9 protein-coding genes are annotated in these 12,407 nt (G+C 43.4%); 6 read left to right on the top strand and 3 right to left on the bottom strand.

Features of this window, described 5'->3' with window-relative positions:
- Window positions 1-386: 386 nt before the first annotated feature.
- On the bottom strand, window positions 387-1,100 hold the full coding sequence (gene ubiG / locus P7F88_RS20015; protein WP_277827640.1) for a bifunctional 2-polyprenyl-6-hydroxyphenol methylase/3-demethylubiquinol 3-O-methyltransferase UbiG: 714 nt from the start codon (window positions 1,098-1,100) through the stop codon (window positions 387-389).
- Between the two features lie 355 nt (window positions 1,101-1,455).
- Between ubiG and gyrA the strand changes: the two genes are divergently transcribed.
- Both gyrA and P7F88_RS20005 read left to right on the top strand, forming a co-directional pair.
- Entirely contained in the window at window positions 1,456-4,086 is a 2,631-nt protein-coding gene (gyrA, locus tag P7F88_RS20010) for a DNA topoisomerase (ATP-hydrolyzing) subunit A (RefSeq protein ID WP_277827638.1), read from the top strand.
- 108 nt (window positions 4,087-4,194) lie between these two features.
- A complete protein-coding gene (locus P7F88_RS20005) occupies window positions 4,195-4,842 on the top strand; it encodes a tetratricopeptide repeat protein (protein WP_277827636.1) in 648 nt (215 codons plus the stop codon).
- Window positions 4,843-5,384: 542 nt separating this feature from the next.
- Here P7F88_RS20005 and P7F88_RS20000 read toward each other — a convergent pair.
- A complete protein-coding gene (locus tag P7F88_RS20000) occupies window positions 5,385-6,023 on the bottom strand; it encodes a hypothetical protein (RefSeq protein ID WP_277827634.1) in 639 nt (212 codons plus the stop codon).
- Window positions 6,024-6,245: 222 nt separating this feature from the next.
- Window positions 6,246-7,667: an ammonia-forming nitrite reductase cytochrome c552 subunit gene (gene nrfA, locus P7F88_RS19995; protein WP_422128291.1), complete on the bottom strand. Its 1,422-nt coding sequence runs from the start codon at window positions 7,665-7,667 to the stop codon at window positions 6,246-6,248.
- A 487-nt stretch (window positions 7,668-8,154) separates the two neighbouring features.
- Here nrfA and P7F88_RS19990 point away from each other — a divergent pair, with 487 nt between their 5' ends.
- The 4 genes from P7F88_RS19990 to P7F88_RS19975 are packed head-to-tail and all read left to right on the top strand — an operon-like array spanning window position 8,155 to window position 12,405.
- Window positions 8,155-8,811, top strand: a complete 657-nt coding sequence (locus P7F88_RS19990) for a multiheme c-type cytochrome (protein WP_277827632.1) — start codon at window positions 8,155-8,157, stop codon at window positions 8,809-8,811.
- Window positions 8,808-9,491 (top strand): cytochrome c nitrite reductase Fe-S protein, encoded by a 684-nt coding sequence (nrfC, locus tag P7F88_RS19985; protein WP_277827630.1) that lies wholly within the window; start codon window positions 8,808-8,810, stop codon window positions 9,489-9,491. Before P7F88_RS19990 ends, nrfC begins: the two co-directional genes overlap by 4 nt.
- A gap of 5 nt (window positions 9,492-9,496) precedes the next feature.
- On the top strand, window positions 9,497-10,450 hold the full coding sequence (nrfD, locus tag P7F88_RS19980) for a cytochrome c nitrite reductase subunit NrfD (protein WP_277829238.1): 954 nt from the start codon (window positions 9,497-9,499) through the stop codon (window positions 10,448-10,450).
- A 56-nt stretch (window positions 10,451-10,506) separates the two neighbouring features.
- Complete coding sequence (locus P7F88_RS19975; protein WP_277827628.1) at window positions 10,507-12,405, top strand: heme lyase CcmF/NrfE family subunit; 1,899 nt, start codon at window positions 10,507-10,509, stop codon at window positions 12,403-12,405.
- Window positions 12,406-12,407 lie beyond the last annotated feature (2 nt).

The raw sequence follows: 12,407 nt of genomic DNA, 5'->3' as shown, positions 1-12,407 counted from the left end.
TATGAAACTTATTTGCGAAACAAATGTTGCTTTTTGAAATACCATTGTGTTCCCAATTGTTTTTTTAATACTACATATTGGGTTTTAATGTTGAGCGGGTTACAAGATAGTGGGTTTTGAATTGCTTTTCAACCGACGGATGTTCAAGTGGTGTGTGAATAACCAATGGATAAAAAAGAGGAAGTTAGTGGATGCTTACGTATCGAATTAGGTGGCATTTATTGATCTTTTTCTAAGATCTTTTGATTAGTGGGATTCAAAGAAATTAAAAATAATTTTTCTTGATTTTTAAGAATTTTGATCTGTTACGAAAGAGATGAAAGCCATCCCATTTGGAAGGGATGAATTTCATCGAGTTTTAGTTCAAGCTCTCATTTTGTTGCAGGTCATTTTACAGCATGAACAATGTAGTTTACGTCAACACGCTTACCAAGAAAGAAGGAGTCTTTAAGTGGGTTATAGTTGATTCCCGTAATTCCTCTGTCTGTGAGCTCTGTTTGATCGATAAGCTTTAACAGCTCGGAGGGCTTGATAAACTTGCTGTGGTCATGCGTACCTTTAGGTACGATGCCAGTGATGTATTCTGCTCCCAAAATCGCGAATAGATACGAAGGAATATTTCGGTTCAGAGTTGAAAACAATACATGCCCGCTTGGTTTCACCAGTTTTGCACAGGACTTGATAACAGAAAGAGGGTCAGGAACGTGTTCTAACATCTCCATGCAGGTGACAACGTCGTATGCTTCGGGGTGCTCTGTTGCGTGTTGCTCAATCGTCATCTGGATATAGTTGACTTTAATCCCCGTTTCTAACGAGTGAAGGCGCGCAACTTCTAACGGCTCTTTACCCATGTCCAGACCAGTAACATCAGCGCCTTCTCGGGCCATGCTTTCAGAGAGAATTCCGCCGCCACAACCAACATCGAGAACTTTTTTACCAAACAGGCCGTTTACACAATCTTTTACATATTGAAGTCGAGGTGGGTTGATTTGATGAAGAGGCTTGAACTCGCCATCCAAATCCCACCAACGAGAAGCCATCTCTTCGAATTTCTGTATTTCAGCCGGGTCAACATTAAGTGTCTGATTGGTCGTGTGCATCGCTTTTGGTTCTTTATCTTCCTTATGATTTAGTGATTATAAACACATAGATAATGACGATGCACTCGATAACTGGCGAAAGAGTAGAACCATCTCTGCCAAAGCTTAGCAACAGTAGTAATAGCAACGAATCTACAAGCTGAGAAACGAGTGTTTAATAATTAGACGTTTTTCAACAAGATAATGGAGATTGTATGTTTTATAAGCTATTTGCGCGCCACAGAGCTCACAAGCTGATAAAAGGTGAGGGAAAGTAATGCCGAATCTCTGATTTTTGTGTTATATTTTTCGGCCTTGTACGTATAGGGATGTAAGTCCTGAAATTACGATCAAACTATAGAGGGATAATGGCTCTATGAGCGATCTAGCTAAAGAGATCACGCCGGTAAACATTGAAGATGAGCTTCGTGGCTCATATCTCGACTACGCGATGTCAGTAATCGTGGGTCGTGCACTTCCTGATGTGCGTGATGGCCTAAAACCAGTACACCGCCGCGTTTTATTCGCGATGAATGTACTAGGTAATGATTGGAATAAACCATATAAAAAATCTGCCCGTGTTGTGGGCGATGTAATCGGTAAATATCACCCACACGGTGATAGTGCTGTATACGACACTATTGTTCGTATGGCTCAGCCGTTCTCACTACGCTACATGCTTGTTGATGGCCAGGGTAACTTCGGTTCTATCGATGGTGACTCGGCGGCAGCGATGCGTTATACCGAAGTTCGCATGGCGAAAATCGCCCATGAACTTCTGGCTGACCTAGATAAAGAAACCGTGGATTACGTACCAAACTATGATGGTACTGAGCAAATCCCAGCGGTTCTTCCTACTAAGATTCCTAACCTGCTGGTTAACGGTTCTTCCGGTATCGCAGTAGGTATGGCAACCAACATTCCACCTCATAACCTTACTGAGGTGATTGATGGCTGTCTGGCATACATCAATAATGAAGAGATCACTATTGATGAGCTAATGCAATACATCCCGGGTCCAGACTTCCCAACGGCTGCACTAATCAGTGGTCGTAAGGGTATTATCGATGCTTATAAAACGGGTCGCGGTAAGATTTACATGCGCTCTAAAGCAGAGGTTGAAGCAGACAAGAATGGCAAAGAAACCATTATTGTTACTGAGATCCCTTATCAGGTGAACAAAGCTCGCTTGATCGAAAAGATTGCTGAACTAGTTAAAGATAAGAAAGTTGAAGGCATCAGTGCACTGCGTGATGAGTCTGATAAAGACGGTATGCGCATTGTTATTGAGTGTAAGCGTGATGCTGTGGGTGAAGTTGTTTTGAACAACCTGTACGCACAAACTCAGCTACAGACAACTTTCGGTATCAACATGGTTGCGCTGGATAACGGTCAGCCAAAACTGTTTAACCTGAAAGAGATGCTGAAGTGCTTCGTTGACCACCGCCGTGAGGTTGTGACTCGTCGTACTATCTTCGAACTACGTAAAGCGCGTGATCGTGCACATATCCTAGAAGGTCTGGCACTTGCTCTGGCGAACATTGATGAAATCATTGAACTGATTCGTCGTGCTCCAACACCTGCAGTTGCGAAAGAAGGCCTGACTTCTCGTGGTTGGGATCTTGGTAATGTTGCAGCAATGCTGGAACGTGCTGGTACTGATGCGGCTCGTCCAGAGTGGCTTGAAGCGCAGTACGGTATCCGCGATGGCCAGTACTTCCTGACCGAGCAGCAGGCGCAAGCGATTCTTGACCTTCGTCTACAGAAGCTAACTGGTCTGGAACACGAGAAGATTCTTGACGAGTACAAAGCACTGCTTGAAGAAATCGCAGAGCTGATGCATATCCTTGAAAGCACTGAGCGCTTGATGGAAGTTATCCGTGAAGAGCTTGAAGCAGTACGTGAAGGCTTTGGTGATGAGCGTCGCTCAGAAATCACAGCTGCGGTTCACGATATCGACATGGAAGAGCTGATTGCTCAGGAAGATGTTGTTGTTACCCTGTCACACGAAGGTTACGTTAAGTACCAGCTGCTAAGCGAGTACGAAGCGCAACGTCGTGGTGGTAAAGGTAAGAGTGCAACTAAGATGAAAGATGAAGACTACATCGAACGTCTGCTAGTTGCGAACACGCACGATAATATCCTATGTTTCTCGACTCGTGGTAAGACATATCGTCTGAAGGTATATCAATTACCTCAGGCAACTCGTACTGCTCGTGGTAAGCCAATCGTTAACATTCTTCCTCTGGAAGAGAACGAGCGTATTACAGCGATTCTGCCAGTATCTGAATACTCTGCAGATAAGTACATCTTTATGGCAACGGGTGACGGTACGGTTAAGAAGACTTCTCTGGATCAGTTCGCTAACGTACGTTCTAACGGTCTAATCGCAGTTAACCTGCGCGACGACGACTCACTAATCGGTGTTGATATCACTGATGGTGAAAGCGACATTATGCTGTTCTCGAAGCAGGGTAAAGTAGTTCGCTTTAAAGAAGAGCTAGTACGTGCAATGGGCCGTACAGCGGCGGGTGTTCGCGGTATGAAACTGGCGGATAACGACCAGGTAGTGTCTCTGATTGTTCCTTCTAACGAAGGAGACATCCTTACAGTAACTCAAAACGGTTACGGTAAGCGTACCGAACTGGCTGAATACCCAACTAAAGGCCGTGCCACTCAGGGCGTTGTTTCGATCAAGGTTTCTGACCGTAACGGTGAAGTGGTTGGTGCAATCCAGACTGAAGATGGTGATGAATTTATGATGATCACCGATGCAGGTACTCTGGTACGTACACGCGTTTCTGAAGTAAGCCAGGTTGGCCGTAATACTCAAGGTGTTACGCTGATCCGTACAGCAGATGACGAAAACGTTGTTGGCTTGCAGCGCATTGAAGAAGTAGAAGAGGAAGAGCTGGAAGAGGGAGTAGAGAGCGAAGAAGCTACTACTGACTCAGCGCCAGAGGCTGATTCGGATACTGATTCAGGTGAGAGTTCAGAAGAAGAATAATACCTCTTTCTGATAACTTACAAGTATCTCAAACCGGGCATTTTGCCCGGTTTTTTATTGCTTATAATGTTATGGTTAGCTCAGTATTTTCATGAAGTTACTTTAAATATGGTTATTATAATTCTTTCTTTGTCCGCTGTTGTTTTGCTTGCTGCGCTATACCTCTATTTCAGTAAAAGTCGTAAGCCCGGTAAACCCATAATACTGGGTGTTTGTGTAGTCGTTGTATCATGTGCTATCTGGTATACCACTCTAGATCAATCAGCAGAGTTGGAAGTCGCCTTAAATAATGTGGAACAAAAGGTGGCGGCCGAGCCTAAAACTGTGGCTGAGTTGATTGAACAGATAGAAAATAAGCTGCGAGAAGATAGAAATAATTCGAAGTTGTGGTACGAGCTTGGGCATGGTTATCTATCTTCTAATCGTTTTGAAGAGGCTTCCCAGTGTTTTAGTTATGTAATTCGTTTAGAAGAGAACCCGACAGCTTCCGTATTTTCAGCGAAAGCGACAGCGGATTATTATGCTAACTCGCAGCGAATAAACAAAAATATTCAATTGTTGCTTGATGAAGCGCTATCAATGGATGAATTTAACTATCCAGCGCTGATGTTGATTGGCAATGATCACTTTATTAGTTTCCGTTATGAAGATGCGATTGAAACCTGGCAGAAAATATTGGATTCAGAAAGACAAGGTTTGGACAGAACAACGGTAATTAACTCGATTAACCGCGCAAAAGAGATGTTACAACAGTAGGGTATTCCTAGTTCCCACGGTCCGCCTTGGGAATTCATATCGAAGCCATTTGTTTCACCCATACTAAATCAAATACAGGTTCAGATTAGCCCGGAGAAAGATGTAGCTCCACCGGATACTTTGAGACAGATATGCATTCCAACACGGAGCGTGTGGAACGAGGGCACCAGAGTCTGAAGTTTTTGCTAGTTCCCACGGTCCCCCGTGGGAATTCATATTGAAGCCATTTGTTTCCCCCAAACTAAATCAAATACAAGTACAGATTAGCCCGGAGAAAGAAGTTGCTCCACCGGACACTTTGAGACAGATATGCATTCCAACGCGGAGCATTGGAACGAGGGCACCAGAGTCTGAAGTTTTTGCTAGTTCCCACGGTCCCCCGTGGGAATTCATATTGAAGCTATTTGTTTCACCCATACTAATTCAAATACAGGTTCAGATCAGCCTGGAGAAATAAGTAACTCCATCGGTTACTTTGAGCCAGATATGCATTCCAACACGGAGTGTGTGGAACGAGGGCAAAGTTTGATTGGGTATATCCGTCAGGCATACTCGCTTTTAGTGATCTTTATTGTCCCAATGGCAATGATGTAATAGGCCAATAGTTCTGAACCTTCTTCGACGACATTTTTAACTATTCTCATATAGTCGTCTCCCATTACTTCCTTCCAGAACATTCCCATTCCCATAATACGGCTAAGCACCAATAGAAACACAACACCTAACAGCAATATTGGCATAAATCTATGGCTTAGAAGGGTTTGTAATTGATGGTAAGCCACGGTTCTATGCTTTACGAGGTAACATAGTCCATATAGAGCGGCGCTAAGAGCAGGGTATACCCAGAAGCCATGCGTGACTATATCAAACCATTGATCGAGTTCCCGGATGAGCAGGACAGTGAAGAAGATACCAGCCAGTACATAGATGTGATTGATGCGCTCAGCATTTTGCCTATCCCTATTGTTTCTTGAGTGCCTGAGAAATCGAATACTAATTGATAGCAGAAGAAGCTGGGCGCTAAATTCAGTTAATGACGTTTCACTAAAAGGGTTGCTGAAATAACGGATATCCAGATAGAGAGTAAGAAAAACCAGAAGACAGGCAAGTACAACATCAGCGACAAAGATTAGGTTTTCCAAAAGAGGGTTATCTGGCTGGCTATGATCGAAAGAATACAAAGGATTACCCTCGGCAAGTTAACAGTGTCTGAATGTTATTCTTCGCTAGAATAGAAAATGTGATTCAGATCAACCGATAAAAGACTTTAAGGTAAAAAAGAAAAAACGTTATAAAAGCAGCTAAGGGCAAGAAAAAAGCCAGCGGGGGAGGGTCGCTGGCTTTTGGTTTTACGGAGTAAGTAAGCTTATTATTAATTGATAGTAGCTTAGTGACTTAGAAGCTTAGTAGTTGTAGCCCGCTTCGCGTGCTTCAGCTTTCTTCTTCCACTCTGGTACTAATGTTTCCAAGAATTTCTTCTTGTCTGCATTCATCTTATCCATATCCATACCTAGAGCAGCTTGCGCTTTCTCTTTAGTAGAGATGTCTGGAATTTGAACTGGCTCAGTAATACCTTTCTTAGCTAGAAGACGAACGAGCTTAGTACGAGCGTCAGTAGCTTTGTCTACTGCAGTACCTAGAATTTCTAGAGCAACTTCAGGAGCGTGCATATGTACACCGTGAGATGCAATTGCATAGTCCCAACGCCACTGAGCATGACGGATATCCATTAGGATGTCTTTCATTTCAGCTTCAGTTGCACCAGCTTCCCATGCAGCGCCAGCTTCGAAGTGAGCAGCTACAATGTGTTTCTCAGCAGTAAGCTTCATGTTAGTAACCTGAGCTTTACGAGTAGAAACAACGCCTTGTAGGAACTCTTTCTCTTGAGAGTGACACTGTGCACAAGTTACGTCGAAAGAATCAAGAGGGTTACCAACTTTGTGGTCTGTGTAAATGTCGCCGTTATCTTTCTCAACTTTAGGCATGTGACAGTCAGCACAAACTACGCCGTTCTTACCGTGGATACCTAGACGCCATGTTTCCCAGCCTGGGTGCTGTGCTTTAAGCATAGGAGCTTTAGACACTTTGTGAGTCCAGTCTTTGAAGTTAAGAGCATCGTAGTATTTTTCCATCTCGTCTACGTTTGTACCCATGTCCCAAGGGAACTTAACAGTCTTGTTAGGACCTGTGAAGTAGTACTCTACGTGACACTGAGCACAAACCGCACCCGCTTTATCAGCGTCATCCATTTCATCGAATGGCATACCGATAGTAGTGAATGCACGCTCAACGTATGGACGAGTCAGCATTAGAGCAGGCTCACCATTTTTGAACTCTTCGCTACGAGTGTCGTGACAGTCAGCACAACCAATAGCATTATTGATTTCGTGACCTAGACGCGCCCATTTACCCTCGAAGTAACCGTCTTCACCGCGCTCGTCGATAACACGTGCTACGTCAGGGCTCTTACAGCTCCAACATGCCATAGGCATTGGGCCTGTTTTCTCATCGACTGGTCCACCAGTACGAAGAGTATTACGTACATCATCAACTGCGTAGAAGTGACCACGAGCTTTGTTATAGTCTTTAGCGAAGCCGTAACCAGCCCACATGATTACCATATTAGGATCGTGTGCTAGTGCATCTTCGATTTCAGAACTTTCAGAAGTCGCTTTCCAACCTGCATATTGATCTGCATGGCTTGCCTCGTACTGGTCGTTTCGAGGGTCGCCGATCTTATCCGCTGCAACAACGCTAGTAGCTGCGCCAAACATCATGCCAGCTGCCAAAATCGCTAGAGATTTCGTCATCCAGTGTTTTTTCATGGTGTTTTCTCCATGTTTGTATTGTTTATTCCCACATACTCCGTTTATTTGTACTAGCGTTGTGGACTAGTTCTAAATATAAGAGTTTTTAGAGATACCCATATATAGTAGCTAATAAAATTAACCTTTCATTGCACTAAATTTGCTAAATTGTTTTAGATCAATTTAGACAGGTGATCTGGAACACGAAATATTTTAAATACCCCTTAAGGGTTAGCAAAAAGTCTTGCAGTTACAGTGTTATAGGCTATTGAAGCGTAAGGAAGTTAATAATTCGTAACATTTTTTAATTAGGTGAAATAGGTCACTATTTTGCTAATAATTCATTAGCTTATTCGGCTGGATATATATAATAGCCTCATTAGCGTTGTGGCTTTCTAAAATAAGAATCATTATCGTTTGGAGTTAATTAATTTTAACTCCAACGTTTATTTGTATTTAGCTGATTTTTAAGTGCAAATATTATTCTGATATGTAGGAAAGAAAAATGGCCAATAATAAATTGACCATAGCCATAATGCTGAAGTCACTTCTTATATTATGTCTCTATGGTTTCTCAGTTACACAAGCTGTCGCTGCAGGTGATGCTACTGCTAGTCAGTCGGAACCAGCTAAAAAGACAGTTAAGCTTAAAACTGCGCGCGCAGATAAAAAATGTCTTCAGTGTCATAAAGGCGCAGATAAAACCCAACATGAAACACACGGACAGGATGCCGCAAATATTTTAGGTAAAACTGTAGGATGTGTAGATTGCCACAATAAGATTGGCCCTAAACACCGTCGTAAAGCCGATGTTGTTACCAAATACGCTTCAGCTCAATCTCAGCCTGGAACTAAGAAAAAGCTATTAAGCCACGATGAAGTGCTTAAGGCGAACAAAGAGTGTCTGGACTGCCATGAGCCTACAAAACTTCAGGAAGCAAGCTGGACTCATGATGTACACGCTTTGAATCTCACCTGTTCTAACTGTCATGATGTTCACCTAAAGAATGGCAAACAAGCTCGACTGACTAAGAAGAGAAAACCAAAAGATCCTGGCTTGAACGTGCTTCAGTTCGAAGACCGTAAGACGCTAATTAAGATGTGTGTTGACTGTCACTCAGACTTCAACCAGCTACTTGAGAAGCAGGAGGAAGCGAAATGAGTTGTTCAAGACGTAATTTTCTGACTGGCGCTGGTGCGGTAATTTTTACTACAGGTGTAGCAACAACCTGCGCGCTTAGCTCCAAAGTAAAAGCGAATGAGCCTGAAGAGAAGGTGAAACGTTATGGCATGGTCTATGACGAGAACAAGTGTATCGGATGTACAGCTTGTATGGATGCCTGTCGCGAAGTAAACAGTGTTCCTGAAGGTGTGACTCGTTTAGAGATCACCCGTAGTGAGCCTCAGGGGGAATACCCGAATGTAGATTACAAGTTCAACCGTATCTCATGTCAGCACTGTGATAATGCTCCGTGTGTGATGGTGTGTCCTACTGGTGCTGCATATAAAGATGAAAAAACCGGCATTGTCGACGTACATAAAGATAAGTGTGTTGGTTGTGGTTACTGTATCGTCGCTTGTCCTTACCAGGTTCGATTCTTCCATCCCGAAGAGGGTTCTGCTGATAAGTGTAACTTCTGTCGTGATACTAACCTTGCTGCTGGCAAACTACCTGGCTGTGTGGAAGCTTGTCCAACTAAAGCTCTGACGTTTGGTGATTTGAACGATCCAAACTCGAAGATAAACGCCGTATTGAAAGATAAAGTCGTTTACAGAGACAAAGCGCACTTAGGTACCGCACCTAAGCTTTATAAAGTTCCGCATGAGAAAGGGGAGATTTAATCATGATGAGTGCATTTGACGTCCCTTTAGTGTGGGATTGGACTATCGCGGTTTACCTGTTCTTAGCAGGTATGTCTGCCGGCTGTGTAATGATCTCTATCTACCTTAAACGTAAGGTAATAGAGGGTGACCCTGCCAGAGATGGTATTTTGAAAGCAACAGCCTGGCTGGCACCTTTCGGTATCATCGGCGGTCTTACCATTCTGGTGTTCCACCTAACGAAGCCATTAATGTTCTGGAAAATAATGATTCACTTTAACGTTACTTCCGTAATGTCTATGGGTGTTGTTTTGTTCCAGACTTATATGATCTTCCTGTTTATGTGGATTGCTATCATTTTCAGAAAGACCATTATGGATTTCCTGAACATGATAGCGAAAGGCAAGTTCAACTTCGTTGATAACATCATTAAGCTGCTGCAGAAGTATGAAAACAGCATTGAATGGTTGCTGGCGATTCAGGCCTTTGCTCTTGCTGCTTACACAGGCTTCCTGTTATCAGCACTGAAGAGCTTCCCGATGCTGAATAACCCGATTCTGCCTATTCTGTTCTTGTTCTCTAGCCTTTCATCCGGTGCTGCTGCATGTATGCTGTTTGGTATTGTTGGCTTTAAACAACCTTCAGAAAGTGCGACGGCGAAGTGGGTTCACAGCTTCGAAAGACCTGTTGTTCTGTTTGAACTGTTTGTCATGATCGCTTTCTTTACCGGTATGATCTTCGGTGGTGGCCAGGCTCAAGCTGCGGCTATTAACGCACTTGGTGGGGGATTCTGGGCAAGCTGGTTCTGGATTGGTGTTATTGGTGTGGGTATGCTGCTTCCATTAGCATTAAATGCCTTCACACCATCAGAAGTTAGACACAAGACCGGATTTATCATGCTGGTTACCAGTTTAGGCTTGATCGGCGTACTAATGTTCCGTACGTTTATCCTATACGCTGGTCAGTTGACTGTAGTTTAAACATTTAACCGGGCCTTATTCGCTATGTAGAATAAGGCCCTAATTTAACGGGTATTATGCTAGCTGAATTCGGTCACTTTTCTCTACTGCTTGTTGCAGTCTCTTCTCTTATTGCCATTATTACTTCTGTATACGATATTTCACGAAATCGCTCTGAAACAATATCCGTGCAATTAAGTGTCGCTCATTTCTGTGCGCTTTTTTCACTTATTTCCATCGGGATACTTGCGGCAGCATTTATCTATGATGATTTTACGCTGAGCTATGTCTCTTCTCACTCAAACTCACATTTGCCTGATTTTTTCAAAGCGGCAGCCGTGTGGGGAGGGCATGAAGGTTCACTGCTTTTTTGGGTTATGATGCTGGCCTGTTGGGCTTCTGCTATTGCGTTTATGAAAAATAAACTGCCAGCCCGATTTATGAATTATGCGCTTCTGACCGCACTATTATTTGTGAGTGCTTTTGCATTCTTTACCTTATACGCATCGAACCCATTCGAAATCAACAGTGTTATTCCTGAAGAAGGTAGAGATTTAAACCCGATGCTTCAGGATGTTGGTTTAATTTTCCATCCTCCGCTGCTTTATGTCGGATATATTGGGTTCGCGTCTAGCTTTGCATTAGCGATGGCGGCGCTTTGGGATTCGGAAGATAAGGTTGAGTGGTTAATCTATGCTCGTAAGTTTGCGTTGTTTGCCTGGGCTTTCCTGACAGCAGGTATCGTGCTTGGTGCATGGTGGGCATACAACGAATTAGGCTGGGGAGGCTGGTGGTTCTGGGATCCAGTTGAGAATGCCTCTTTACTTCCCTGGTTAACCGGAACAGCATTATTACATAGCCTTTTAGCTGGTATTCACCGTAAAACGCTGGTGCGTTGGACGTTAACACTATCATTTGCCACGTTTTCTCTGAGTTTATTAGGAACCTTTGTGGTTCGCTCCGGTATTCTTACTTCGGTACACGCGTTTGCGATAGACCCTACGCGTGGAATCATCCTATTGCTTCTCCTGTTAGGTTTGGTTGTTGGAGGATTTGGTTCTCTGCTTTATAAATCTAACTCTGTAAAATCCGCCGGTATCGAATCTCTAGCCAGTAAGGAGTTTATGTTCCTGATCGGGAATATCATTTTTACTGTGGCGATGCTGACGGTTATCCTCGGTACTTTTTATCCGATGATTTTCCAACTTTTGGGGTTGGGTAATATCTCTGTGGGAGCGCCTTATTTTAATACGCTGTTTGCGCCACTTACTTTTGTTGCTCTCGCGTTGATGGCGGTTGCACCATGGTTTAATTGGAAAGAAGAACCTAATGTTTCTGGCCGTATCCGTGGTCTGACTATTATTCTGTTGGTTTCAGCGGCACTTGGCTTCGCAGTTTATCGCGTTCAGTATGACAGCATTCACTTTATGCCGTGGCTAACATGGACGCTTTCTATCTTAGTTGTCCTCACCCTTCTCCTTCAGCTCTTGAAGTTACCTTCTAGTGCGTGGATGAAAGCGGCTCCAATGATGCTTGCTCACCTAGGCGTAACAATTGCAGCAACTGGTGCGGGGATGAATGCGTATCACTCGATAGAAACCAGCGCCAAAATGAATGAAGGAAGTGAAGTTTCTTTCGGTCGTTTTGAGTTGAACTTTGAACAGCTAGAATTATTTGTAGGACCCAACTATACCTCGGAAAAAGCGCATTTCTTAATTAACGAAAAGCAAAAAACGATTCCTGAAAGAAGGCACTATCAGGTTCGGGTGATGAACATGACAGAGCCCGGCATTCGCAACTACTGGCATGGTGATCTCTACATTACGCTTGGTGAAAAGTTGATTGATGGCAGCTATGCTGTTCGTATTCAATACAAGTCTTATGTCATGTGGATCTGGTTTGGCGGTATTTTGATGACGCTTGGTGGCGTATTAGCGTTGTTTGTTAGAAAAAAAGATAGTGAAGAAGTCGCCTAGTC

It is taken from the genome of Vibrio hannami (assembly GCF_029589055.1).
Lineage (GTDB): Bacteria > Pseudomonadota > Gammaproteobacteria > Enterobacterales > Vibrionaceae > Vibrio > Vibrio hannami.
Note: the sequence above shows the minus strand (reverse complement) of the source record. Positions and strands in the feature narration are given on the sequence as shown.

Excerpts from the sequence above, each read along its gene's own strand:
- ubiG (WP_277827640.1), bottom strand. The coding sequence starts at position 1,100 with ATGCACACGACCAATCAGACACTTAATGTTGACCCGGCTGAAATACAG.
- gyrA (WP_277827638.1), top strand. The coding sequence starts at position 1,456 with ATGAGCGATCTAGCTAAAGAGATCACGCCGGTAAACATTGAAGATGAG.
- P7F88_RS20005 (WP_277827636.1), top strand. The coding sequence starts at position 4,195 with ATGGTTATTATAATTCTTTCTTTGTCCGCTGTTGTTTTGCTTGCTGCG.
- nrfA (WP_422128291.1), bottom strand. The coding sequence starts at position 7,667 with ATGAAAAAACACTGGATGACGAAATCTCTAGCGATTTTGGCAGCTGGC.
- P7F88_RS19990 (WP_277827632.1), top strand. The coding sequence starts at position 8,155 with ATGGCCAATAATAAATTGACCATAGCCATAATGCTGAAGTCACTTCTT.
- nrfC (WP_277827630.1), top strand. The coding sequence starts at position 8,808 with ATGAGTTGTTCAAGACGTAATTTTCTGACTGGCGCTGGTGCGGTAATT.
- nrfD (WP_277829238.1), top strand. The coding sequence starts at position 9,497 with ATGAGTGCATTTGACGTCCCTTTAGTGTGGGATTGGACTATCGCGGTT.
- P7F88_RS19975 (WP_277827628.1), top strand. The coding sequence starts at position 10,507 with ATGCTAGCTGAATTCGGTCACTTTTCTCTACTGCTTGTTGCAGTCTCT.